This is a genomic window from Flavobacterium sp. TN-1 (assembly GCF_052828645.1).
The window spans coordinates 150,249-176,797 of sequence record NZ_CM128253.1; the positions used below are offsets into that span (position 1 = coordinate 150,249).

The following is a 26,549-nucleotide window of genomic DNA, read 5'->3' on the forward strand; positions in this document are numbered from 1 at the left end:
GTTTATAATCCAAAACTGGTAGTAGGTACTTCATTTACTAGGGGCAGAATTGTAAGTGGGTTATTTTTTTCTAATTCTGTCACTTTTTGATGAATTCCTTTACTCTCTTTGATAATGGCTATGCGTGAACTTCTAACAAATTCGATCAGTTGGTATTCTTCTAATTTTTTTAGAAGTTTTTCTATTTCCTCTTGTTGTCCTGTTGTTTCAAAAACAGTATAATCTTCCCTAATTACCACTGCTCTAGCTCCATATTCACGCAATAACCGTTCTACTCGTACTTCTTTCATAGTAATTGAGGTAGGAACTTTGTACAAAGCCATTTGTTGCCAAATGATTTCATCATTTGTATTGTAAAAAACTTTTAGAACATCTATTACTTTTTCTAACTGTCTCGCTAAATTTTTAATTTTTTCTTCTGTTTCATTAATTACTAATGTAAATCTGTAAATATTCGGAATTTCACTAGGAGATGTATTTAAACTTTCGATATTCATTTTTCTTCTTGAAAAAAGAATTGAAATTTTTGTTATTAATCCTATATGATTTTCTGTATAGATGGTTAATGTATATTCTTTTTTCATAATCTAAACTTTATATTTCTTCTTTATATAAAACGATTTCTGCTACTCCTTTTCCTTGTGGTACCATAGGAAACACATTATCTTCTTTAGCAACCTTTACTTCTAATAAATATGCTTTTTCATATTCTAAAAATTCTTGTAATAAGGGTTTTAATTGACTTCTTTCTACTACTTGTGCGCCTTTTATGCCATATCCTTTGGCTACTTGAACAAAATCAGGGCTATGAATATCTGTAAATGAATATCTTTTTTCATGAAATAGTTCTTGCCATTGGCGAACCATCCCTAAAAAGCTATTATTTAGAATTAGTATTTTTACATTGGGTTGAAATTGCATAATGGTTCCTAATTCCTGAATGTTCATCTGCGCACCTCCATCTCCCATAATTGCTACAACGGGTCTTTCTGGGGCTCCTAATTTAGCGCCAATTGCAGCTGGTAAAGCAAATCCCATGGTTCCTAATCCGCCACTCGTTATATTACTTCTTGTTTTATTTTGTAAGGCGTAACGACAAGCTACCATTTGATGCTGTCCTACATCCGTTACAATAATTGCATCTCCTTTAGTCAGTTGGTTAAGTACTTGGATAACTTCTGCCATTGTAATTTCTTCTTTGGTTGGATAAAGTTCTTTTTGAATTAAAAGAGTGTTTTCTTTTTCTTTTTTTATTTCAAACTCTTTCATCCATTGTGGATGATTATTGGGTTGAAGTAATTGGGTTACTTTAGGTAAGGTTTCCTTGCAATCTCCCCAAACTGGAACTGTTGTTTGAACATTTTTATCAACCTCAGCGGGATCTATATCAAAATGAATTATTTTCGCTTGTTTGGCATACATATCTAGTCTTCCTGTCACTCTATCATCAAAACGCATACCTACTGCTATTAGGACATCGCATTCATTAGTTAAGTAATTAGGGGCATAATTTCCGTGCATTCCTACCATTCCTACACCTAACGGATGATGGGTAGCTATGGCACTCATTCCCATTATTGTCCAAGCAGTAGGAAGTCCTGCTTTTTCTATAAATTCTTGAAATTCCTTTTCTGCATTCCCTAAGATTACTCCTTGGCCAACCACAACAAGGGGTTTTTTAGCATTATTAATTATTTGAGCTGCTTTTTCTATATATTCCTGTCTTATAATAGGTTTTTCTTTATAACTTCTTACATAATTACATGGTTTATATCCTTTGTATTCAAAATATTGAAGTTGTGCATTTTTTGTAATATCTATAATTACAGGGCCTGGTCTCCCCGTACTAGCCAAATAAAAAGCTTTTGCTAATATGGTGGGAATTTCGTTAGCATCTGTGATTTGATAATTCCATTTAGTTACTGGTGCTGAAATATTAATGATGTCTGTTTCTTGAAAAGCATCTGTTCCTAGTAAATGGGCAAATACTTGTCCTGTAATACATACAAGAGGTGTAGAATCTATCATGGCATCTGCCAGACCTGTTACTAGATTTGTGGCTCCTGGTCCACTAGTTGCAAACACCACTCCTGTTTTGCCAGTGGCTCTTGAAAACCCTTGTGCTGCATGTATAGCTCCTTGTTCATGTCTAACTAAAATATGTTGTATTTGTTCGCTATAATCAAATAAAGCGTCGTATATGGGCATAATAGCGCCTCCTGGATACCCAAAAATGGTTTTAACGCCTTCAGAAAGTAAGGCTTCTAATACAGCTATACTGCCTAGGGTTTGTATTGTTTTTTTTATAGGTTGGGTAATTGGTTCTATTGTTTTTATTTTCATGAGTACTTTTTAAAATGATATGGTTTATATTCTTTAATCGGTAACACATCCTTGCGAAGCATCAGTAACTAATTTTGCATATTTATATAAAACTCCTTGATTAACTTTTAAATCGGGTTGTTTCCATTGTTCTTTTCGTTTATCAAGTTCTTCTTTTGATACTGATAGATGAAGGCTATTTTTTTGAGCATCAATTTCTATTAAATCACCTTCTTGAACGAGTGCAATTGTTCCTCCATCAAAGGCTTCGGGGGTTATATGCCCAACAACAAAACCGTGTGTTCCTCCGCTGAATCGACCATCTGTAATAAGGGCAACGCTTTTACCTAATCCTGCTCCAATAATAGTGGATGTTGGTTTTAGCATTTCGGGCATTCCGGGTCCTCCTTTAGGTCCTACATATCGGATAACAACTACATCTCCTGCTTGTATTTTTTTATTTTCAATTCCTGCAATTAATTCTTTTTCACTATCAAATACTTTGGCTGGTCCTGAAAAGCATTCTCCTTCTTTTCCTGTAATTTTTGCTACCGCTCCTTTTTCTGCAAGGTTTCCATACAAGATTTGTAGATGACCCGTTTCTTTTAAGGGTTTTTCGATAGGTTTTATAATATTTTGATCTTGAAAATTAATTGGTTCTATGTCTTTTAAATTTTCTGCTATTGTTTCTCCTGTTACGGTCAAACAATGACCGTGTAATTTACCTTTATCTAAAAGGTATTTTAAAACCATAGGAACACCTCCTTTATCATGTAAATTTTGCATTAGGTAATTTCCTCCTGGCTTAAAATCAGCAATCAATGGTGTAGTATTACTTATTCTTTGAAAATCATCTTGCGTAATGGTTATACCTACACTTTTTGCCATAGCTATAATGTGTAAAACAGCATTCGTACTACCTCCTAGGGCTATTAATGTGGTGATAGCATTTTCAAAAGCTTCAAAAGTCATGATGTCTTTAGGGCAGATATTTTTTTCTAATAATATCCTGATATAATCAGCTGCTTTTTCACATTCTTTAATTTTGTTTGTACTTATAGCTGGATTTGAACTGGAATAAGGTAGACTCATACCTAAGGCTTCTATAGCTATTGCCATTGTATTAGCAGTGTACATGCCTCCACAAGCCCCTGCTCCTGGACAAGCGTTTTTTATGATTTCTTTAAAATCTTTTTCTGAAATTGTTCCTGCAATCTTTTCGCCAAGTGTTTCAAAAGCGGATACAATGTTTAAATCTTTTCCTTGGTATTTCCCCGGTGCTATGGTTCCACCATATACCATAATGGAAGGACGATTAAGTCTTCCCATAGCTATGACTGCACCTGGCATATTTTTATCACAACCTGGAACAGCTATTACCGCGTCATAATAATGTCCTGCAACAACACTTTCTATACTATCTGCTATGATTTCTCGGCTTACAAGGGAGTAACGCATGCCTTTTGTTCCATTAGTTATTCCATCACTAATTCCTATGGTATTAAAGATTAATCCTACCATATTTTGTTCTTTTACAGATGCTTTTATATAGCTTGATAAATGATTTAAGTGCATATTACAGGTGTTTCCATCATAGCCCATTGAAGCAATCCCTATAAAAGGTTGTTTTAGTTGCTCTTCATTTAAACCAATTCCGTATAACATGGCTTGTGCAGCTGGCTGTGTTGGATCTTGGGTAATTTTTTTACTATATCTATTTAATTCCATGATTCTTATTTTACTTCTAATTAGGTGTTTTTCTCGGTGACTAAATTGTTATAGGCTTTTTGAAGTTTTTTCCCTAATGTATTTTCCCATTCAAGAGGAAAGTGTCTATGATTTAAGGAGTCTACTCCTATTATTTCAGCAGCGGTTCCGCATAAAAAGGCACTATCTGCTTTTTTTAATTCTTGTGGTAGATAGAGTCCTTCTATAACTTCTATCCCTAATTCTTTACATAAGTCCATTACAGTGGCTCTGGTTATACCTGGTAGAATATTTCCTAATTGGGGGGTGTATAATTTTCCGTTTTTTTCAAAAAATAAATTGGCTCCTGGTCCTTCTGCTAGAAAGCCATCAGTGTCAAGTAGTAAGGCTTCATCAAATCCTTGGGCTTTAACTTCTGAAGAGGCTAATATTGAATTAACATAGTGTCCACAAACTTTGGCTTCTATTTTAGTTGATCGCGGATGAGGTCTACAAAACGATGAAATACCTAGATTTAATCTTTTTTCACCTAAATAGGCTCCCCATTCCCAAGCACATATCATTAGTGATACATGATTGGGGGTACTCAATCCCATATTGGGACTACAAAAGACTAGAGGTCGTATATAAGCATCTTTAAAATTGTTTCGCTCTAATAATTCATACGTTGTTCGGGTTAATTCTGCAACATTAAAATCAAAAGGAATATTAATTAATTCGCATGATTTCTTAAGCCGCTGATAGTGTTCATCTGATTTAAATATTTTGGTTCCAGTAGATGTATTATATGCTCTTATTCCTTCAAAAACACCGTATCCATAGTGTAGAGTTTGACCGTATAAATCAGAAAAAGTTTTTTGAGATTTTAAGAATTCACCGTTTAAATATAAAATATGGTTTTCATTATAATATAGATTGTTTGTTGGGGTTAATGTTAGTGGTATAGTTTTCATGATATAAATAATTATTTTATTGAACCTAGATTATGCGTTAGCCTTTTTAGTAAAGATGAAAAGGGTAAAAAGATAAAAATGCACTGATTTTTTTCGTAACTGTAGTTTTGCTATGTCGAGGGCAAAAAACGAGTTTCTTTTTAGACCTAAAGTCATTTTTTCTTTGTAATAATCTGGGAATGCGCAATCTGGGTTAAAATCATTTTGTAATGTTATAGTTTCAATAACGAAATTAGTATTAGGTCTTTTTTTAAATGATTCTAAAAATGTTTATTTACAACGTTTTAAAGAAGTGTTATACCACTTAAACCATTGTAAACAAAGGTTTTTAGCAATTCTTTTTTATGATGTCAAGCCTTTCATTTTTTTTAAAAAAAAGGTTTTTATTATTTTTTTGACAAATAAATTCCTGTTCCAGTAGAAATTATTACTAGAAAAACGGATGTTCGATAAAAAAATGATTAACTACAGTAGTTAGCTAATAATATAAATGTAGAGTATTGAGAAAATAATAGAAGAAGTAAAAGAAGTAAAGTTTGTTTTATTATTTAAAAATCCCCCCCTTTGTCGCATTTTCTGCTTAGTAAAATTTGTTTTCATTTTTCTCATTTTTAAAAAGTTTATAAATACAAAAAGCCTCCTTGAATAAGGAGGCTTTATTAATGTTTTTATTTTTATTATATATACATAATACCCCCTGTCCCTATTGTATAAACAATAGCGATAATAATGGCAGTAATAATGTTATTAAAATTTTTCATTTTTTCTTTGTTGTCACAAATATACAAAAAAATAAATAATAGGTGTTTTTTTACTAAAATATTATACAAGAGGATCATTAAAACTCCTTAATATTTTCATTTCATTTATCTTCTATTACACAGTAGTGATTTATCTTTTAAAAACTACCAATCTCCTCCGGCACCGCCACCTGAGAAACCGCCACCACCGAAACCACCGCCAAAGCCGCCATCATCTCCCCAACTACCACCAGATGACCAACTACTTCCGCCTCGTCCCATACGGCTTAAGATGATAATATCACCTAAATCTAATCCGCCTCCACCTCGGTTATTACCATTTCCTTTATTTTTAGAAATTATGATTATGATTATGATAATTATGAATACAAAAAGGAGTATCCCTTGAATATCTACTCCGTTGTCTTTCTTTTTTCGTTCTCCTTTAAACTTGCCTTTTAGAGCTTTAATAATAGCATCAGCTCCTTGATCAAGACCCTCATAATAGTTTCCTTTTTTGAATTCAGGTACTATATAATCTCTAACAATTTCACCTGTTATTCCAGCTGTTAAACGATCCTCTACTCCATAACCAGGTGAAATCCAAATTTTTCGTTCTTTTTTTGCCAGAAGCAAAATTACACCGTTATCCTTTTTTGCTTGCCCTACACCCCATGTATGTGCCCATCTAGGTGCTAACAAACCTATATTTTCTCCTTTGAGTGTTTCAATAGAAATAAATACAATTTGAGTAGTTGTGGAATCCGAATATTTAATTAGTTTTTCTTCTAATAATTCCTTTTCGTTATCAGATAACACTTTTGCATAATCGTACACACTGGTTTGAAAACTAGGTTTTTTTGGAATATCATATTGTGCCCAAGAATAATTTATAAAATAAAACAATAGGGATAGAAAGAAGCCTAATTTGTTGTTTGATATATGTTGTTTAGTGTTTCTCATTTTAACCTTTTGATAGGGTATCAGGCAACTCATTTTTATCTGTTTCAGTACAAGGAAAATGTTCTTGTAATAGCATTCCTGCTTTTAGGATACCTTCTATCAATCCTTGTTTGAAGTTTCCTTGTTTAAATTGATCTAAGATAACATCTCGTGTACTTTCCCAAAAATTGACTGGTATGACTTCGTTTATACCTTTATCACCATAAATAGCAAATGTTTTGGTTTCTACTGCTACATATAATAAGACTCCATTTCGCAATTGAGTTTGATCCATTTTCAGAAAATAAAACACCTCTTTAGCTCGTTCTAGAGCTACCAAAGAAGTGTTTTTTTCTATATGTACACGGATTTCTCCAGAGGTTAATGATTCAGCTGATCGAATAGCTTCTACCACCTCTTCTTCATCTGTTTTTGATAAGAAATCTTCTACTATTGACATTACTTTTTATCTGCTTTATCATCAAAATTAAACTCTACTTTAGGAGCGTTTTGTGCTTGTGGTTCTGCATCAAAATAAGGTTTTTCTTTAAAGCCAAACCAACCTGTAAAAATGTTATTTGGAAATATTCTTACGTGGTTATTATACGGTTTGATGGTTTCATTAAAACGTGTTCTTGCCGTTTGAATCGTATTTTCTGTACTTGTTAACTCATCTTGTAATTTCAAGAAGTTTTCATTTGCTTTGAGTTGTGGATATTGCTCTACTGTTACCAATAAACGAGATAATGCTGACGAAACACCACTTTGTGCTTGATTAAATTGAGTTAATTGTTCTGATGTTATATTGGCAGGATCTACTGTTATTTGTGTAGCCTTAGAGCGTGCTTCCATAACAGCTGTTAAGGTTTCTTTTTCAAAATTAGCTGCTCCTTTTACGGTATTCACTAAATTACCGATCAAATCATTACGACGTTGATACGAAGTTTGTACATTCCCCCAAGCTTCTTTTACATTTTGATCTAACTCTACGGCTGTATTGTTAATTCCTTTAAAGTAGAAGTATCCAGTTAAAATTAATACTCCAATAATAATCCAAGGCAAAAATTTTCTCATAATGGTTAAAATTTAATTTTTAGAATCTTGTTTTAATTTAGTATAAAAAAGAAAGAATAAGGATCCTGCTATAAATAATTTCCAAATCATATAAACATAGACATTTGTTTTGGCATTAAAAACTGTATATTCTGATGAGTTCATTATTATTTTGTTAATTGAACTAAATAAAATAATTACTCCCAACACTAGATAAATATAATACATCTTCTTCATAGCTACTTATAATTAAATAGTTAGTCGATACAAAGAGCCACTTGTTACGAACTTTTTTTGTTATTTTTATAATCCATTTTTTATATTTAGTAACTGTTCTTTAATAGACTGTAACTTGTTAATAATAGCTAATTTATCTAAGGCTTTTTTTTGTCCTTCTTTTAAATGTATTTTAGCTCCTTCCAATGTAAAACCTCTTTCTTTTACTAAATGATAAATTAGTTGTAAGTTCTTGATATCTTCTGAGGTAAACATTCTATTTCCTTTTGCATTTTTCCTAGGTCTTAAGATATCAAACTCTTTATCCCAAAAACGAATTAGCGATTGATTTACTCCAAAAGCGGTGGCTACTTCTCCCATTGTGTAATAACGCTTATTTTCTGGAAGGTTTATCTGCATAAATTTAGTTATTCAAGTTTTATATATGCGTTAGTTCTCTAAAAACAGAACAAAATCTAGTCAAACGATTGATTTTCTTGTGTTGCCATCTTAGCAATAGCTGTATATTCCACAGCTGAAATATTTCCGTAATAAAAATTAATAGGATTTACAACACTTCCATGTTTATGTACTTCATAATGTAAATGAGGTGCTTGGCTTCGTCCTGTACTACCAACAAATCCAATTATATCTCCTCGTTTTACTCTTCTACCGGGTCTACAATTATAACGGCTCAAATGGGCATATAAAGTTTCGTATCCAAATCCGTGGTTGATGACAATATGGTTACCAAAACCAGAAGCTCCTGCATCAGCTCTACGCACTACTCCATCTCCTGTTGCAAATACAGGAGTTCCTGTTGGAGCGGTAAAATCCATTCCTTTGTGCATTTTTCTTGCTTTTGTAAAAGGGTCACTTCGATAACCAAAACCTGATGCCATGCGTTTTAGCTGTTCATTTTTTACGGGTTGTATAGCTGGAATAGATCCTAAAAAGCGGTCTTTTGATTTAGCTAAGGATAAAATTTTATCTAATGATTTTGATTGATTTACCAAATTTTTTGACAGTCCTGAAAGTCTTGTTTCGGTACTTATTATTAGTTGCTCATTATTCATGGCAAGTAAATTTTTGAAACGTGCTTTAGAAATAATTTTCTTATCATCATTTGTTTCTCCTGGACTTGCCATATTAAAATAGACTTTATATATGTTATTGTCTCGTTCTTCGATGCTGGCTAACACTTCATTGAGTTGGTCAATTTTTTTATTCAGGATAACATAATTTAATTTTAAATTTTCTAACTCTCTTGCCTGCATCTTATCTTTAGGTGTACTAAAATAACCCAAATCAGATATTAGAAAGAAAAACAAAAATCCAAAAAGAGCAGAAGCTAATAAAAACAATATACCAACTCCTACTTTACGTCCTTTTTTAGGTTTTATTTTTCTGTAAGCCAGACTCTCTGTGTCGTAGTAATACTTAACTTTTTTCGACATAATTTTAATTAAAAATCCTATTTTTGCACTCGTTATGACAAAGTAACAATTATTATACGAATAATCTGAAAAAAAAGTTTCAAAAATTAACGTATTTATAACCTTTTTTTGAATCAGAATTATTTAAGTATTTCACACAATTTGTTACACTGTAGTTAATCATTTCCATTGAAAACCTCAAAACAATAATTCATTGGAACTATAACGTAAGATTAAAATTTTTAAAGATATTTTTTAGTTTACCTGATTAAGAAGAACCTTAATCTTTTAAACTTTAAACTTTTAAACAAAAGATTAATGAAATCACAAGACATTCGCAAAGCGTATTTAGATTTTTTTAAAAGCAAAAATCACTTAATTGTGCCTTCTGCACCCATCGTATTAAAAGATGACCCTACCTTGATGTTCAATAATTCTGGTATGGCACAGTTTAAAGAATTTTTCTTAGGCAATGGGACTCCCAAAAGTCCTCGTATAGCTGACACTCAAAAATGTCTTCGTGTTTCAGGAAAACATAATGATTTAGAAGATGTAGGTTTTGACACATATCATCATACAATGTTTGAAATGTTAGGAAACTGGTCTTTTGGTGATTATTTTAAGAAAGAAGCATTAGCTTGGGCTTGGGAATTTTTGACTGAGGTTCTAAAATTAGACAAAGACCGTTTATATGTTTCTGTTTTTGAAGGAAATCCTTCTGAGAATGTCCCTTTTGATCAAGAAGCTTTTGACATTTGGAAACAATATGTCACAGAAGATCGAATTATTTTAGGAAATAAAAAAGATAACTTTTGGGAAATGGGCGATCAAGGTCCTTGTGGTCCGTGTTCTGAAATTCATATAGATCTACGATCTGACGAAGAAAGGGCTAAAGTTTCAGGTAAAAGTTTAGTAAATGACGATCATCCGCAGGTAGTCGAGATTTGGAATAATGTATTTATGGAATTTAACCGTAAAGCAGATGGCTCTTTGGAAAAACTACCAGCACAGCATGTGGATACAGGTATGGGATTTGAGCGTTTGTGCATGGCTATGCAAGGAGTTACTTCTAATTATGACACGGATGTCTTTACTCCATTGATTGAAAAAGTAACACAAATCACTCATTTAAAATACACTAATAACGAAATAAAGAACATTACAGAAGAACAAGATAAAATTAATATAGCCATCCGTGTAATTGTGGATCATGTGCGTGCCGTTGCTTTTGCTATTGCAGATGGTCAATTACCTTCTAACACAGGGGCTGGTTATGTTATCCGTCGTATATTACGTCGTGCTATTCGTTATGGCTTTACCTTTTTAAACAAAAAAGAACCTTTTATTAACGAGCTAGTAGTTGTTTTAGCAAATCAAATGGGTTCCTTTTTCCCTGAAATAAAAGCACAACAAAATTTAGTGACTCAAGTAATCCGTGAAGAAGAAGCCTCTTTCTTACGCACATTAGAACAAGGATTGCAATTATTAGAAAAAGTAGTAGCCGAAACTATTGGAAATGAAGTAAAAGGAGAAAAAGTATTTGAATTATACGACACCTTTGGCTTTCCTAAAGACTTAACAGCTTTGATTTTAAAGGAGAAAGGATATTCTTATAATGAAGCAGAGTTTGATACTGAATTAGATAAACAAAAAGCTCGCTCACGTGCTGCTTCAGAAGTATCTACTGAAGATTGGAAAGTGTTGATTGATGGTAATGTAGAAACTTTTGTAGGGTATGACCAAACAGAAAATGAAGTAAAAATCACACGTATTCGTAAAGTGGATTCTAAAAAAGACGGTATTTTATATCAAATTGTTTTAGATAATACTCCTTTTTATCCTGAAGGAGGAGGTCAAGTAGGCGATAAAGGGACTTTAGTTTCTGCTAATGAAACAATTGAGATTATCGACACGAAGAAAGAAAACAACTTAATCTTGCATTTTGCTAAGCATTTGCCTGAAAACATCAGTGCTACATTTCAAGCAAAAGTAAATACAGAATTACGTAGTTTATGCGCAAGTAACCACTCGGCTACACACTTATTACATCAAGCTTTACGTAGTATTTTAGGGACACATGTAGAGCAAAAAGGGTCGTTAGTAGCACCTAACTATTTACGTTTTGATTTCTCTCATTTCTCTAAAGTAACGGAAGAAGAATTACGTCAAGTAGAGGATTTTGTGAATGCACGTATCCAAGAGCAATTACCGTTAATAGAAAGAAGAAGCATACCGTTTGCGCAAGCCATTGAAGAAGGTGCAATGGCATTATTCGGAGAAAAATACGGAGATAATGTTCGTGCAATTAAATTCGGTGATAGTATGGAATTATGTGGAGGAATTCACGTAAGTAACACGGCTGAAATTTGGCATTTCAAAATTATTTCTGAAGGTGCTGTTGCCGCAGGTATCCGCCGTATAGAAGCAATTACGAATAACGCTGTAAAAGATTTTTTTGCAAAACAAGAAAACTTAATTACAGAGGTTAAAGAAGTTCTTAAAAACCCTCAAGATATTATAAAATCAGTAGTTTCTTTACAAGATGAAAACGTTAAATTAAAGAAACAAATTGAACAATTATTGAAAGAGAAAGCAAAAAATCTAAAAGGTGAGCTGGTTTCTCAATTACAACATATTAATGGGGTAGACTTTTTAGCTGTGCAAGTGGATTTAGATGCTAATGGTGCTAAAGATTTAGCGTATGAATTAGGTCAAAATAAAGATAATCTGTTTGTGGTTTTAGCTACTATAAATGAGGAAAAACCAATGTTAACTTGTTATATTTCTAAGGAGTTAGTAGAAACTAAAGGATTAAATGCAGGCTCCGTTGTTCGCGAATTAGGTAAATACATCCAAGGTGGTGGTGGTGGACAAGCTTTCTTTGCAACTGCCGGAGGTAAGAATCCAACAGGAGTACAAGAGGCATTAGAAAAAGCTACTGATTTTTTGAAATAATTAGCATACGAAAACCAATGTAAATGTTTCAACCCAAATTACGTATTAGAAATTTATTACAGATAAAAACAACTTTGAATCTAAAAAAGTATTTATTTTTTGCCCAAAATGTAGTAAAACTACATCTGACAGAAAAAATCTCTTTGCCTTTTTATCTGCATCATAAAAACTAATATGTAATTTGGATTTAACGTTTAATTTATGATAGAGTAAATCCCTTTTTTAACATGATGCGATTTACTCTATCTCATTTTAAAAGTTTTTGTATCTATTGCAAATTCAATAAAATTTCTTCAAGACCTTGAACAACGCTTTCTTTGTTATATTGAGGTACTTTTTTTTCTAATTTATGGTACGCTAAATACAATTTCTCTATTGTTAGATTTTCTAATATTCCTAATAATTCCTCTTCGTTTTTGTAAAGTAAATTTTCCCAATCCATCTTTGGATAATTTTCAGGAAACAATGCTATTTTCCCGTTGTAAATACAATCTGCTTCTGCCCCGCTTACTTTAGTTTCTCCATATTTTTCATCAACCCAATAAAAGGAGGTAGCTTGTTTGATAGGACAAAGTAAAAGATGCGCTTTTGAAATAACTTGACTGTATTCTTCCCAAGGAATAAATTGATGATAGTGTGTTATTGAAATATTAGAATGAGAACTCTTTTTTAAAATTTCTAATTGTTTTAAAATGATTTTATTTTCAGGTTTTCCTAAAAAAGTAAAATGTAGTTTGGTTTGCGGTTTGAGTTTTTGAATTACTCTAAAAACCATATCTATATCTTTACGTTTATTAGATACATTGCCAGGCATCACAATTTGAATAATTTTTCCTTCTGGAAATTCAAATTGCTTACAATAATTCATTTGAATAAACTCTATTTTATCTAAAAAGACTCCTTGTTTCTTTACAGTTTCTAAAGCTGAACTAGAAATTACACCTAGTTTTTTGGCTTTGGTAATTACTTTTCTTTTAGATGCTACTTTTTCTTTCCAATACAATTTTAAAAAGTAGGTTAATTTTTCTTTTTCTTTAAAAATATTTTTCCAAGAAATAGTCTTAAAAAAGAGACTAAAATTAATATTATGAACTAAACATAAAACGGCTTTTTCCTCAAAAAGTGTTTTGTAATCATCATAATTTCTATGTATTGTATTCACTACCACAGCATCATATATAGAAAAATCTGTTTTAAGTATAGAATGAATGATGGTCAGATGTTGTTCAGGAATAGCCGTTAATTTATCATATACTTTTTGACTGACATAAAAATGAAAATCTATGCGAGGCATTTCTGCTACTAACAAATACCACTGTTCTAACAAAGCTGAGTGGGTTTCCATTTCGATAAAAGCAATATTTTTTTTCATTTATTATCACATGAGGTTTTTGGTGTTTTTTATACCTTATGCTTAGATTTAGTTATTAAATAGTATGCAAAGTTGCTTATATTTCCCATAAAAATAAAGATATTTGCATACTATTTATAAAAAATGAAATATTATATTGTCATACCTGCACATAACGAAGAACAGTTCATCGGTTTAACCTTGGAATCGCTCGTTAATCAAACAGTACTTCCTAAAAAAGTGGTAGTCGTTAACGATAACTCTACTGACAAAACAAGCGAAATTGTCATTTCTTATATTGAAAAACATCCTTGGATTTCTTTAGTTGAAAAAAAATCAGATGCTATTCATTTACCAGGAAGTAAAGTAATTCAGGCGTTTCAAGAGGGTTTAAAAACACTTGACGAGGAATATGACATCTTAGTAAAAGGGGATTCTGATTTAATTTTTCCTCCTCACTATTTTGAAACGATTATCAAGCATTTTAAAGAAGATCCTAAAATAGGTATGGCTGGAGGTTTTGCCTATATTGAAAAAAAAGGGGATTGGGTTTTAGAAAACTTAACAGATAGAGATCATATCCGTGGGGCTTTTAAAGCTTATAGAAAAGAAACCTTCAAACAAATAGGCGGTCTAAAGCCCGCTATGGGATGGGACACTGTAGATGAATTGTTATGCAAATTTTATAATTGGAAAATAGTGACAGACTTTTCTCTTCATGTTAAACATTTAAAGCCTACGGGTGCTAATTACAATCAAGCATCACGATATAAACAAGGTGAAGCGTTTTACACTTTGGGTTATGGTTTTTTAATAACGGCTATTGCTTCTTTAAAATTAGCTATGCGCAAAGGTAAACTTCTATTATTTGTTGATTATATCAAAGGATTTTGGAAAGCTAAATCGGAAAAAAAACCAATGTTGGTAAATCCCGAACAAGCTCGATTTGTTAGAGCTTATAGATGGAGAAAGATAAAAGAAAAACTTTTTTAACGACTCTTATTATAGTAATTCATGATCGTTCTTGAAAAGAATGATTAAAAAATAGTATTTTTACCGATTCGATTCCTTAACTAAATACTAAAAACTGTAAACTGAACACCGCTTTATGATGTTAGTAAGATACTTATCTCAAATAGGAAGATACTTCTTGATGCTACGAGAAATATTTAAAAAACCTACCAAATGGTCGGTTATGGAAAATTTAATTTTTAAAGAAATAGATGATTTAATATTTGATTCTTTAGGTATTGTGTCTTTCATTTCATTCTTCGTAGGAGGAGTAGTTTCAATTCAAACTGCTTTAAATCTTACCAATCCTTTAATCCCTAAATATTTAATCGGTTTTGCTACTAGACAATCAGTAATTCTTGAATTTGCTCCTACTTTTATTTCCATTATTATGGCTGGTAAAATGGGTTCTTTCATTACCTCTAGTATTGGTACTATGCGTGTTACAGAACAAATTGATGCGTTAGAAGTAATGGGAGTTAACTCTTTGAACTACTTAGTTTTTCCAAAATTAATAGCCTTATTATTATATCCTTTTGTTATTGGCTTAAGTATGTTTTTAGGAATATTTGGCGGATGGCTTGCTGCCGTGTATGGAGGATTTGCTACAGCAGATGAATTTATGTCAGGATTACAGGCCGAATTTATATCCTTTCACGTAATATACGCCTTTATTAAGACCTTTGTTTTTGCGTTTTTACTTGCTACTATTCCTTCTTTTCATGGTTATTATATGAAAGGAGGAGCTCTTGAAGTGGGTAAGGCTAGTACCGTTTCATTTGTTTGGACTTCTGTAGTCATTATCTTATGTAACTATATTTTAACTCAACTTCTTTTAACGAACTAATCATGATAGAAGTAAACAATATTAAAAAATCATTTGGTGATCAAATGGTGTTGAAAGGAATTAGCACCACCCTAGAAGCAGGAAAAACCAACTTAATCATTGGTCAATCTGGATCAGGAAAAACTGTTTTTTTAAAATCACTTTTAGGAATCCATAAAGTAGATAGTGGAACTATTTCTTTTGATGGTCGTATCTATGAAGAAATGAGCAGTAATGATAGACGCGATTTACGAACTGAAATAGGCATGGTTTTTCAAGGAAGTGCTTTATTTGATTCAATGACTGTAGAAGAAAACATAGGATTTCCTCTTAGAATGTTTTCTAATAAAACAAAAAAAGAGATCAAAGAACGTGTAGATTTTGTAATAGATCGCGTAAAACTCATCAATGCACATCACAAAAAACCAAGTGAAATATCAGGAGGTATGCAAAAACGTGTAGCTATTGCTCGTGCTATTGTTAATAATCCTAAATATCTTTTTTGCGACGAGCCTAACTCTGGTCTTGACCCTAAAACGGCCATTGTTATAGACAATCTTATTCAGGAAATAACAAAGGAGTATAATATTACAACCGTTATTAACACTCATGATATGAACTCTGTAATGGAAATAGGCGACAAAATTGTTTTCCTTAAAAATGGATTAAAAGCATGGGAAGGAGATAAAACTCAAATTTTTAAAACCGATAACGAAGCTGTCACAGATTTTGTATATTCTTCAGAATTATTTAAAAAAGTCAGAGAGGCTGTATTAAAGGAAGAACTTTAAAACTTCAGGAGATTATACTAAAAAAACACTCATAATTATCCCCTTTCATTTCGTTCAATGATTTTCACTTAGTTTTTGAGAAGATTTGAACGAAGTGAAAAGGTGAAAAAAATTTCATACCTTTCTTCATATCATACCTCTTTATGTTAAGATTACATACTAACCATTAAACTATTTCTTTTAATACAGCCTCTTTTTTAAACACACAACATAAATAATTAATATCTAAATACAAATTTTGTATATACAGGATCATGATCTGAAATATCACCTCCAAAATACTGAGCTGTAAAGCGATTTGTTGGTGTTATATATTCTGGTAATTTATGATCTTTATCCAAAAATATATAGTCCAACGTGTTATTATAATTATTATATCCTTGGTACCTTACTACTGTATTTTGGTTAGAATAAGTTCCCCTATCTGTAAGTGGATTAAAAAAGTAGTTATGCGTACCATTTAAAAGCGTTTTCATCTTTTGAAATTCATCGGTCAAGGTATACTCTACATTCATATCTCCTGCATAAATAACCGGTTCTGAATTAGGTATCTTAAAAGATTCTTTGAAGGCTTTCATTTCTTCAAATTGTTTTTCTCGCGTTAATCTTCCTGGAAAATTAGGTTGTTCAGAAGCAGTATGGGTTCCCATTACATGATAATTTTTTCCATTCTTTTGAACGATAACATAAGCCACGCCTCTATTTGTTAACCCTTCTGGCGAATTAATCTTATTTTTGAATATCATTTGATACTTTTTTAAAATGGGGTATTTACTTAAAATAATAATTCCTCCATTAATATGAAAAAGAGTATCTCCACAATCTCCATAATAACCGTCCCAATCATTAGGATACAAGACTGTTCCTTTTCCACTTGAACAATAAAGTCCTAATAAAGAACTCATATAGGGATAAACCCATTTTATCTTTGCTATAAATTCATCACTAAAACGCGCATTAAATCCTTCTTGAATTACTAAAACATCAGGTGTTTCTGTTCCTAGGTTTGAAATATATTTTTGTAATTCAACAGCTCGTTCTTTGCTCTTGTATTGAGTTAGCACACTGGGTAATTGGTAGACATTATAACTCATTACTGAAAATGTTTCAGCAGACTCAACAAGTCTGTTTGCAGAAAATTTGGTGTTTTCAAGTAAAAATATACTTTCATCTGAACAAGATATAATACTAAACCAACCTAATAAGAATAATAGTTTTTTCATCTTTTATTTTTTTGACAAAACTATACGGCTCAGATTAGGAAATTCTTAATTTAAAATTATCTATTATTATATAAAAGTTTAAATAATTCATACTCATATTAATTCATTGATAACATTTTAAGAAAGCGTAAAGCATTTTAATGTTTTAAGTATAATACCATTTAAAGACACTATCCCCTTTTTATCTATTGGTTTTGATTATATGACTCCTCCTTACCGGAGTGACAAACAAGAGACTAAAAATAGAACCAAAAAGAGTATTCATTGAATCTAAAAGAGTATTATTTGAACCTAATACCATTTAAACTTTGAAATTTCCTCATAATACTATTTTTTTAATCTTGAAACTGTCCAAAAAGTTCGCAATCTTTTCGATCAAAGGGAGAAATCACATAATGTTTATTATGAGACTCCTCCTTATGTTAGGATGACAAACTGTATATTGATTTAGACACTATCTTAGAAAAGCAATAAAAATTAGTGTTGGTTCTCGATACGCTTCGCGCTCGAACTAACGATTATTTCATATATACCATTATATACAAACCAGATAAAGAGCAATTCATAATACCAGACTGAACACAGTGATTATCTTATTGAAAATAAAGAACACTGAACGATTGAAAGGAAAAAATCATATAAAATGAATAATGAGGTATTTTAAGAGTTCTTTATCTATTTTTTTAAACAAAAAAATCAGATACGAAAAAAGAGGACGAAATAAATGACACTCATCCTCTTATCAGAATAAAACTATATGTTCCTACTTTATTTTTTGAATCCCTTAAGAAAGTATTTCTTTTTGTATGGCTTATTTTATCATTAAAAAATAGGATTGTCCCTTACAAGGGTAAATTAGCTACTACTGTTTTTATATCTTGTTCTTTATTTTTAGGGTATATTAATAGCACATCTTCTTTATCTACTACAATGTAATCTTTTAATCCGTCTATTACTACTAATTTTTTCCCTTCTGTACGTATAATATTATTATTTGCATTTTCTAGATATACGGTAGCGTTTACCACTGCATTGTCTTGTTCGTCTTTGGGTAATTTATCGTATAATGATCCCCAAGTTCCTAAATCATTCCAATCAAAGGTAGCTGGTAAAACAAATACGTTTTGTGCTTTTTCTAAAATGGCATAATCTACAGAAATGTTTTGAGCTAACGGATAATTATCTAATATAAAAGCGGGTTCTTTTTCAGTATTATAGGTTTTATATCCATTCATAAAATGCTCGTACATTGCAGGTTGAAACTCTTCAAAAGCTTTTAAGACGCTTTTTACACTCCATACGAAAATTCCAGCATTCCATAAGAAATTTCTGCTTTGTATAAATTTACGAGCTGTTGCATAATCTGGTTTCTCACGGAATTGTTTTACTTTTTTTATAGGTCTTGAGTCTAATTTATCATATTCAATATATCCATAACCTGTATTTGGAAATGTAGGCAAAATACCTAAAGTCATTAAATTTTCTTCTCGTTCACAAAAATCAAAAGCGTGTTGTAGGTTTGCACAAAACTGAACCTCATCTTCAATCCAATGGTCTGATGGAGCCACTACTACTACTGCATCAGGATTCATTTTTTTTATTTTAAGAGTAGCATATAAAATACAAGGTGCCGTATTACGCATAGCTGGTTCTAAGACTACTTGTTCTTGCTTAACTCCTGGTAATTGTTCTAAAACTATATCATTATAACTTTCATTTGTTAATATTAAAATATTTTCCTTTGGTATAATTTGCGAAAGTCTTGATACTGTTTTTTGAATAAGAGTTTCTCCTGTTCCTAACATATCGTGAAACTGTTTAGGAAATTGTACAGTAGACACGGGCCAAAAACGGGAACCAACTCCACCTGCCATTATAATTGCGTAATAATTTTTGTTCATAAGTTTTAAAGGTAACAAAGTACGAAGTTACAAAGATTAAAATTAATTTGGTAATAACTCTACTTCTGCATTAGGATTAAACAAATAGGTTTTTCCACTACTCAACTCTAAACATTCAAAACGTTTTGTCCGAAGAGCTATTTTCTTAAAAATTCTTCCATTATGAATTTTAAAAACACTTCCAAAGGGGATTTCAAAAACATAGTATTTATCATTTTCTGGATCAAATTGTTTTAATGCTAGAGCTAAAGTTGCATCTGTATCGCTACTTGCTTTTGGATTACGAAAATGTCTTGCTACCAACGATAATAATGAATGAGGAAATATTTCGGGACAAATAAATGGGATCATCAATTTCTGAAAAGTATGTTTCCATTCTTCTCCATGTGGTTTTATATTTCGTCCATATTTTTCAAATGCAACTAAGTGTGCTATTTCATGAATGAGTGTGATTAAAAAACGGTATTCATTTTGTGAATAATTAACGGTTATAACATGTCTTCCGTTTGCTTCTCTTCTATAATCTCCATGACGGGTTACACGTTCATTTACTATTTTTAAATGCACACGGTTTGTTTTGATTAATTCAAAACACATTGAAACTGCTTGTTCTGGAAGGTATTTATAGAGAATATCCTGCATTTATCATTCTCTTTTTTCTTGATTTGAAGCCTTTTTTTTGTTAAAATTTAAAGGCTCTTTTTTGTTTATTTTTATTTCTATTTTGTTTTTTCGATTGATTAGATTCATATTTTTATAAAAGTTAGAAGTTTGTAATTCTACATATTTCTCTATTTTTTATATTGCTTTTAATTCTTGTATTATGTATTACAAGTACAAACTTTTATTATTTTTATTCTCTAAATTAGGGTCTATTTCCTATTGAGAATGTCCAAAAAGTAATAAATTAACATACAGTTTGTCACTCCGACGAAGGAGGAGTTTCATAATCAATATTATGTAATTTCTCTCTTTGGTCGAGATGACAAGATTACGGATTTTTTGGACAGCCTCATTTTGATTTAAGTTTTTCAAGGGGTTGTTGAAGAAACTTGTAATACTTTTCCGTTGTAATATTTATTTGCTGTTAAGGCAAAATCAAAAATATAATTTGCCATTTCAGATGCCGTTATAGGAGCCTGATACCCTGGGAAAGCTTCTTCTAACATTTCAGTTTGTACAGCTCCTAAAGCAAGAACATTAAAGGCTATTCCTCTTTCTCTATATTCCTCTGCAAGTAATTCAGATAGTGTGATAACAGCTCCTTTACTAGAGCTATAAGCTGAAAGTCCTGCAAATTTCATACTTCCTTGTATACCTCCCATAGAGCTAATGGTTACTACATGGCTTCCTTTTTGAAGATACGGAATGCAAATACGAGTTAATGCTGCTACCCCAAAAACATTTACTTTATAAACGTTTTCAAATTCAATAGATGTAATTTCTTCAAAGGGTTTATGTAATAGGCATCCTGCATTATGAATTATTATATCTACTTTTTCCCAAGATTTTTTTATTTTATTTTCTACTTCAAGTAGATCTTCTTCAATTACTAAATCAACAGGAAGACAGGTTATGTTTTGATGTTGAACCAAATCTTGCGATGTTTTACGTGAAAGAGCTAATACTTGGTGTCCTGCATTTGCAAATTGTAAAGCTAATTCATATCCTATCCCTCTGGATGTCCCCGTAATTATAATATTTTTATTCTTCATCTAACTGAATTTCTTTTGTGGTCGCGTTAATCATTTTTTCAAGTACAATTTTACTTTTTTCTGTTACTTTCTGAATGTGTTGAATGTTCATTTTATCATATTCATCTTTTACATGATGATAAAATTTATAATTTTCAAAATCAAAAGTAGAAATTGTATGTGCTGGAATGTGATATTCTTCATAAAAAGGATAATTATCTGAGGCTTTAAAAAGTTGATATCTACTTTCTATAGGTAAATACCCTACCCATTTTTCATTTGCATATTCATTCATTTTTTTAGCCATATTTGATTTCGTTATACCAGTCATGTAAACCAACATTTTTTTGTGATTCATTGGAATTCCTATCATTTCAAAATTGAACATAAAATAAATATCTATTTTTGCATTTTTCATCTTTTTTGCTAGGTGACGTGAGCCTAATAATCCTTTTTCTTCGGCTGTAAACAAAGCAAAAATAATGGAGCGTTTATTATTTTTTTTCTCTGAAAAATAGCGCATTACTTCTAATACAGCTGTAGTTCCCACAGCATTATCATTAGCTCCATTGGCTATAATATCCCCTCCTACTTCTGTAGCATTACCTATATGATCGTAATGTGCACCAATAACTACATATTCATTTTTCAGATCAGGGTCGTTTCCTTCTATAACTCCAACAATATTATAAGCAGGTTTATGATAATCTGACAGTTTATCTCGATATGTTTTATAAAAAGGTTTTATTTTATTTTCTTTAAATTCTTTTTCCAAAAACACCATTACGTTTTCCATTTCAGGTGTTCCTGGTTCGCGTCCTTTATTTTCATCTGAGGCTAAAAATTGTATTATTTTTTTAATTCTTTCCTCTTTCTGATATTCTGTTTCTTGAGCATTTAGTTTTATAAAAGAACTAACTAACAATATACCTACTAGCTTATATATATTCATGCTATCGTTATTTTAAATTTTTCCTTCTGTTTGTAAAATCCATTGTAACTCGGCATCCCAATTATTTTGATAATCTTCTTTTTTAGAAATTATTGTAACTTGTGGCATTACTCCTCTTCCTTTTATAGCTGATTTTTTCACAACTCCTATTTCCATCATTCCTACTCTAAACTTTAGTTTAGAATAAGGCAATGTTAAAATAGGAAGTGTTCCCGCTACCGTACTATTAAAAGCACCTCCTGTTTCTTCGCCTAGGAAAATACCTCTATTTATATTTTGCAAATTAGCTGAAATAACACTGGAGGCTGAAAAACTTCCTCCGTTTATTAACACATATAATTTACCTTGATAATTATTATCTTTAGGTTGTAATCTATTAGTTAATTTTGATTTTTGATAAAAAAAGCCTTTGGGTGATTTTTTTATCGAAAAAAAATTTTTAATAGTATATGGAATTATTATAGGTGCTAATGTAATCAGGATTCTTTTTGGTACGTTACGAAACATGTTAGTTGCTAAACTCGTTCGATTTGTTACTTTCAAGGTATCCACAAAATTTACAAAATCGGGACTAATATACGTAAATAAATTCTTAATTTCTTCAATACTTCCTCCTCCATTATTTCGTAAATCAAGGACTAAGGTTTTTACCTTTTTATTCTCAATTTCTTTAAATATGAGTGAGTAAGCTTTTGACTGTTTTCCTCCTACAAATTTATTTATACGTAATATGGCTAATGAAGAATCTACTACAGGATAGATTAGTTGTCGGGTAAACTCTTTTTTTATTTCATCGTATCCAAAAATTGATTTTTTTATTCCTAGTTCTTTTTCATGTGATCTTTGAAGTTCTTTTTCGTTTTTAGATCTTTTTTTAATTGTATCTATTCTTTTTTTATTTTTTTCTTTTCTAAATCCTTTTGTTAAGGCAACTCTCGTTAAAAGTTTTGTATAAAGGCTGTCTTTATATAAAAATTCTACTTGTATACTATCTGTATTTTCCTTTTCTAATTTAATGTAATTAACAATTTTATTGGCAAAGGCTCGATTATAATATGTTTGATTATACCCATCTGAAGCTTCTGTTCCTTTGTATTTATCGAATAAATATTGAGGGGTTATTCCTTGTATATTTTTTATAACGGTTCCTGGTTTTATCGTGATATCTTTAGAGTAATTTTGTGTAACAATTAACTCATCATTGATGTAAGAGAAACTAAATAAAGACAAAGGATAGATTCCTTTTTTTTTCAATTCTTTCAATTTATTTCTAGAAAATTGTTTATATAAGGGCTGTATAATAGTATGCCCTTGCCTAACACTTGCCACTACCCTACTAATTCCAAAATAAAATTCATTTGGTTTTAAAGGATTTTTAATGCTTTTCTTTAGACTATCAAATTTAAATTTTAAATCTTTTTTGTTAATATATAACTCTAAAGAGGGATGTAGTTTAAATAATTTTCTCTCTACAAAATCTATATCTTTATGTAGTTTTTTTATTGCTACAGGAGTTTCTATGTGTTGATTTGCTTGATGCACTGATTGACAATTTTGAAATAATATCAAAATCAAGCCTATAATTAATATTTTTATTTTTTTAATCATCTATATGGATGTTGTTTACGATAAGTTTCTGTATAATATATTGTTTGTTGTAATTTCAAGCTACAAAATAAAAAAATCCCGAATGTTTTTCAACTTTCGGGATTTAATAATTCTTGATTTATTTTTTTACGCTAACATCGTTACTGGGTTTTCCATATAAGCTTTAAAAGTTTGTAAAAACTGTGCTCCTGTGGCTCCATCTACTGTTCTATGATCACATGCTAAAGTAACCGTCATTGTGTTACCTACTACAATTTGTCCGTTTTTAACAACTGGTTTTTCAACAATGGTTCCAACTGACAAAATAGCTGAATTAGGTTGATTAATGATAGAGGTAAAAGATTGGATTCCAAACATTCCTAAATTAGATATGGTAAAAGTACTTCCTTCCATTTCGTTAGGTTGTATCTTTTTAATTTTGGCTCTTCCTGCCATATCTTTTACTGAGGCTCCTATTTGGGATAAAGTCATTTGATCCGCAAATTTTAATACTGGTACTACTAAACCATCTTCTACTGCAACTGCAACACCAATATTCACATGATGGTTTAAGATCATAGCCTCTTCTTTCCATTGTGAATTTACTTGTGGATGTTTTTTTAATGCCATAGCAGAAGCTTTTATCACCATATCATTAAAAGATACCTTTGTATTTGGCAAATTATTAATCATGGATCTAGATGTCATTGCATTATCCATATCTAACTCAATTGTTAGATAATAATGAGGTGCTGTAAATTTAGATTCTGATAAGCGTTTTGCAATTACTTTACGCATTTGTGAGTTTTTCACTTCTTCTTGATATACCTCACCTGCTGGTATGAAAGGTTTTACTGCTGCTACTGTTGTTACTGCTTCAGCTACTGTATCTGTTGCAGAAATGCTTGGTAGGTTTACCTGAACTGCTGATGAATTGTATGCTTCAACATCTGCTTTTGTTATACGTCCATTTTCCCCTGTTCCTTTTACAGAAGCTAAATTAATTCCTTTTTCTTGTGCTATTTTTTTAGCTAATGGAGAGGCAAAAATTCTCCCTGTATTGTTTGATGCTTCTTTTTGAGGAGCTGATACGGCTTCTTCTTTTGACTCTTGTATTATTTCTGTCTTAGGTGCAACAGCTCCTTCAGTTGAAAAATTAGCTAAAATAGCTGCAACATCTGTACCAGCTGGTCCTAAAATTGCTAAAATACTATCTACAGGAGCTGAATCGCCTGTTTGAACGCCTATGTATAATAAAGTACCTGAATTAAATGATTCAAATTCCATGGTTGCTTTATCTGTTTCAATTTCAGCTAAAATATCGCCTTCTTTTATAGTATCTCCTATGTTTTTTAACCAACTTGCAACAGTACCTGTTGTCATGGTATCACTCAAACGAGGCATAGTAACTACTTTTACTCCTGCTGGTATTTCAAAAGAAGGAATAGCATTTGTTGTAGACATTTCTATATTGGTTTCTCCAATTGGTTCTTCTTTTTTAGAAGTATTTCCATTTAATAATGCTGAAATATCTTCGCCTTCTTGGCCAATGATTGCTAATAATGAATCTACTGGGGCTGTTTGACCTGCTTCAATTCCTATATGTAATAATACTCCTGAATTAAAAGATTCAAATTCCATAGTGGCTTTATCCGTTTCTATTTCAGCCAATATATCTCCTTCTTTAATTTTATCTCCCACTTTTTTAAGCCATGTTGCTACAGTCCCTTCGGTCATGGTATCGCTCAAACGAGGCATGGTAACTACTATTGCCATAATCTTTTATAATTTATGAGGTAAAAATGGATAATTTTCTTGTTCGTATACAACGTCGTATAATTGTTCTATAGTAGGGAATGGTGATTCCTCGGCAAATTTCTCGCACTCAGCTACTAAGTCTACTACACGTTGATCTATTACTTCAATTTCCGCATCTGTAGCATACCCTTCGGCTTTAATTATATCTAAAACTTGGATAATTGGATCTATTTTTTTGTATTCTTCTACCTCTTCTTTTGTTCTGTATAATTGTGCATCTGACATTGAATGTCCTCTATAGCGATATGTTTTCATTTCTAGAAATGTAGGTCCATCACCACGACGTGCTCTATCAATAGCCTCGTGCATAGCTTCTGCTACTTTTACTGGATTCATTCCATCTACAGGTCCACATGGCATTTCATATCCTAAACCTAATTTCCAGATATCAGTATGGTTAGCGGTTCTTTCTACAGAAGTTCCCATGGCATATCCATTGTTTTCAACGATAAAAACTACTGGTAATTTCCAATTCATTGCCATATTAAAAGCTTCATGTAAAGACCCTTGACGTGCAGCTCCATCACCAAAATAGGTTAATGTAACACCATCACGACCAAAATATTTATCTGCAAAAGCAATACCTGCACCCACAGGAATTTGAGCTCCTACGATACCATGACCTCCATAAAAACCATGTTCTTTATCAAAGATGTGCATAGATCCTCCCATACCTTTAGACGTACCTGTTACTTTCCCTAACAATTCGGCCATTACTTTTCGAGGATCTGTACCCATACCTATTGGTTGTACGTGATTACGATATGCTGTAATCATTTTATCTTTGGACAAGTCCATAGCGTGTAAAGCACCTGCTAATACCGCTTCTTGTCCGTTATATAAATGCAAAAATCCTCTAACTTTTTGTTGAATATACAAGGCAGCAAGTTTATCTTCAAACTTTCTCCAGAACTGCATGTCTTCGTACCACTTAAGGTAGACTTCTTTTGTAATTGGTTTCATATCTAGCTTCTATTTGCTTTACTTATTACACATAATATTATTTAATGAGTTAAAAAACTAAAGCATTTTTTTTATCTAATTAATACACAAATAGGGAATCTCCCTAAA

The 26,549-nt window shown here is 31.5% G+C and carries 23 protein-coding genes; 4 read left to right on the forward strand and 19 right to left on the reverse strand.

Going from position 1 to position 26,549, the window contains the following annotated elements; genetic code table 11:
• Nucleotides 1–2: 2 nt before the first annotated feature.
• The 10 genes from ilvN to ACUXZJ_RS00625 form a co-directional block, all read right to left on the reverse strand.
• On the reverse strand, nucleotides 3–584 hold the full coding sequence (gene ilvN / locus ACUXZJ_RS00580; RefSeq protein WP_174647500.1) for an acetolactate synthase small subunit: 582 nt from the start codon (nucleotides 582–584) through the stop codon (nucleotides 3–5).
• Between the two features lie 10 nt (nucleotides 585–594).
• A complete protein-coding gene (gene ilvB, locus ACUXZJ_RS00585; protein WP_063743174.1) occupies nucleotides 595–2,343 on the reverse strand; it encodes a biosynthetic-type acetolactate synthase large subunit in 1,749 nt (582 codons plus the stop codon).
• Nucleotides 2,344–2,376: 33 nt separating this feature from the next.
• Entirely contained in the window at nucleotides 2,377–4,050 is a 1,674-nt protein-coding gene (ilvD, locus tag ACUXZJ_RS00590) for a dihydroxy-acid dehydratase (protein ID WP_063743176.1), read from the reverse strand.
• Nucleotides 4,051–4,070: 20 nt separating this feature from the next.
• A complete protein-coding gene (locus tag ACUXZJ_RS00595) occupies nucleotides 4,071–4,982 on the reverse strand; it encodes a branched-chain amino acid transaminase (RefSeq protein ID WP_063743178.1) in 912 nt (303 codons plus the stop codon).
• Nucleotides 4,983–5,887: 905 nt separating this feature from the next.
• On the reverse strand, nucleotides 5,888–6,685 hold the full coding sequence (locus ACUXZJ_RS00600) for a TPM domain-containing protein (protein ID WP_063743180.1): 798 nt from the start codon (nucleotides 6,683–6,685) through the stop codon (nucleotides 5,888–5,890).
• A 1-nt stretch (nucleotide 6,686) separates the two neighbouring features.
• On the reverse strand, nucleotides 6,687–7,124 hold the full coding sequence (locus ACUXZJ_RS00605; RefSeq protein WP_063743182.1) for a TPM domain-containing protein: 438 nt from the start codon (nucleotides 7,122–7,124) through the stop codon (nucleotides 6,687–6,689).
• Nucleotides 7,124–7,738, reverse strand: a complete 615-nt coding sequence (locus tag ACUXZJ_RS00610) for a LemA family protein (RefSeq protein WP_063743184.1) — start codon at nucleotides 7,736–7,738, stop codon at nucleotides 7,124–7,126. The genes ACUXZJ_RS00605 and ACUXZJ_RS00610 overlap by 1 nt, the downstream gene beginning before the upstream one ends.
• Before the next feature lie 12 nt (nucleotides 7,739–7,750).
• Nucleotides 7,751–7,882 carry a hypothetical protein gene (locus ACUXZJ_RS00615; protein ID WP_256366388.1) on the reverse strand — a complete coding sequence of 44 codons (132 nt, stop codon included), beginning with the start codon at nucleotides 7,880–7,882 and terminating at the stop codon, nucleotides 7,751–7,753.
• 138 nt (nucleotides 7,883–8,020) lie between these two features.
• Nucleotides 8,021–8,353: a MerR family transcriptional regulator gene (locus ACUXZJ_RS00620; RefSeq protein ID WP_063743188.1), complete on the reverse strand. Its 333-nt coding sequence runs from the start codon at nucleotides 8,351–8,353 to the stop codon at nucleotides 8,021–8,023.
• Between the two features lie 56 nt (nucleotides 8,354–8,409).
• Nucleotides 8,410–9,390, reverse strand: coding sequence for a M23 family metallopeptidase (locus ACUXZJ_RS00625; RefSeq protein WP_063743190.1), 981 nt, complete (start codon nucleotides 9,388–9,390; stop codon nucleotides 8,410–8,412).
• Between the two features lie 297 nt (nucleotides 9,391–9,687).
• On the opposite strand from ACUXZJ_RS00625, the gene alaS reads away from it, so the two are divergent.
• Nucleotides 9,688–12,324 (forward strand): alanine--tRNA ligase, encoded by a 2,637-nt coding sequence (gene alaS / locus ACUXZJ_RS00630; protein ID WP_063743192.1) that lies wholly within the window; start codon nucleotides 9,688–9,690, stop codon nucleotides 12,322–12,324.
• A 268-nt stretch (nucleotides 12,325–12,592) separates the two neighbouring features.
• On the opposite strand, the gene ACUXZJ_RS00635 is transcribed toward alaS, so the two are convergent.
• Nucleotides 12,593–13,696 (reverse strand): hypothetical protein, encoded by a 1,104-nt coding sequence (locus ACUXZJ_RS00635; RefSeq protein ID WP_063743194.1) that lies wholly within the window; start codon nucleotides 13,694–13,696, stop codon nucleotides 12,593–12,595.
• A 123-nt stretch (nucleotides 13,697–13,819) separates the two neighbouring features.
• Between ACUXZJ_RS00635 and ACUXZJ_RS00640 the strand changes: the two genes are divergently transcribed.
• The 3 genes from ACUXZJ_RS00640 to ACUXZJ_RS00650 all read left to right on the forward strand — a co-directional run bounded on the left by ACUXZJ_RS00640 (nucleotide 13,820) and on the right by ACUXZJ_RS00650 (nucleotide 16,303).
• Nucleotides 13,820–14,668, forward strand: coding sequence for a glycosyltransferase (locus tag ACUXZJ_RS00640; protein WP_063743196.1), 849 nt, complete (start codon nucleotides 13,820–13,822; stop codon nucleotides 14,666–14,668).
• 115 nt (nucleotides 14,669–14,783) lie between these two features.
• The gene (locus tag ACUXZJ_RS00645; protein WP_063743198.1) at nucleotides 14,784–15,533 is read left to right on the forward strand and encodes an MlaE family ABC transporter permease; all 750 of its coding nucleotides are present in this window, start codon (nucleotides 14,784–14,786) and stop codon (nucleotides 15,531–15,533) included.
• Between the two features lie 2 nt (nucleotides 15,534–15,535).
• Nucleotides 15,536–16,303, forward strand: a complete 768-nt coding sequence (locus ACUXZJ_RS00650) for an ABC transporter ATP-binding protein (protein WP_063743200.1) — start codon at nucleotides 15,536–15,538, stop codon at nucleotides 16,301–16,303.
• Nucleotides 16,304–16,521: 218 nt separating this feature from the next.
• Here ACUXZJ_RS00650 and ACUXZJ_RS00655 read toward each other — a convergent pair whose 3' ends face one another.
• The 8 genes from ACUXZJ_RS00655 to pdhA form a co-directional block, all read right to left on the reverse strand.
• A complete protein-coding gene (locus ACUXZJ_RS00655) occupies nucleotides 16,522–17,526 on the reverse strand; it encodes a sphingomyelin phosphodiesterase (RefSeq protein WP_063743202.1) in 1,005 nt (334 codons plus the stop codon).
• Between the two features lie 842 nt (nucleotides 17,527–18,368).
• The gene (locus ACUXZJ_RS00660; RefSeq protein WP_063743204.1) at nucleotides 18,369–19,427 is read right to left on the reverse strand and encodes a mannose-1-phosphate guanylyltransferase; all 1,059 of its coding nucleotides are present in this window, start codon (nucleotides 19,425–19,427) and stop codon (nucleotides 18,369–18,371) included.
• Between the two features lie 42 nt (nucleotides 19,428–19,469).
• Nucleotides 19,470–20,069 carry a SprT-like domain-containing protein gene (locus ACUXZJ_RS00665; RefSeq protein ID WP_063743206.1) on the reverse strand — a complete coding sequence of 200 codons (600 nt, stop codon included), beginning with the start codon at nucleotides 20,067–20,069 and terminating at the stop codon, nucleotides 19,470–19,472.
• A gap of 389 nt (nucleotides 20,070–20,458) precedes the next feature.
• The gene (locus ACUXZJ_RS00670) at nucleotides 20,459–21,142 is read right to left on the reverse strand and encodes an SDR family NAD(P)-dependent oxidoreductase (protein ID WP_063743208.1); all 684 of its coding nucleotides are present in this window, start codon (nucleotides 21,140–21,142) and stop codon (nucleotides 20,459–20,461) included.
• Nucleotides 21,132–22,073: a M20/M25/M40 family metallo-hydrolase gene (locus ACUXZJ_RS00675; RefSeq protein WP_063743209.1), complete on the reverse strand. Its 942-nt coding sequence runs from the start codon at nucleotides 22,071–22,073 to the stop codon at nucleotides 21,132–21,134. Before ACUXZJ_RS00675 ends, ACUXZJ_RS00670 begins: the two co-directional genes overlap by 11 nt.
• 12 nt (nucleotides 22,074–22,085) lie before the next feature.
• Nucleotides 22,086–23,681: a S41 family peptidase gene (locus tag ACUXZJ_RS00680; protein WP_446195542.1), complete on the reverse strand. Its 1,596-nt coding sequence runs from the start codon at nucleotides 23,679–23,681 to the stop codon at nucleotides 22,086–22,088.
• Between the two features lie 126 nt (nucleotides 23,682–23,807).
• Nucleotides 23,808–25,436 (reverse strand): 2-oxo acid dehydrogenase subunit E2, encoded by a 1,629-nt coding sequence (locus ACUXZJ_RS00685; RefSeq protein ID WP_446195544.1) that lies wholly within the window; start codon nucleotides 25,434–25,436, stop codon nucleotides 23,808–23,810.
• Between the two features lie 6 nt (nucleotides 25,437–25,442).
• The gene (pdhA, locus tag ACUXZJ_RS00690) at nucleotides 25,443–26,441 is read right to left on the reverse strand and encodes a pyruvate dehydrogenase (acetyl-transferring) E1 component subunit alpha (protein ID WP_060383012.1); all 999 of its coding nucleotides are present in this window, start codon (nucleotides 26,439–26,441) and stop codon (nucleotides 25,443–25,445) included.
• Between the last annotated feature and the right edge of the window lie 108 nt (nucleotides 26,442–26,549).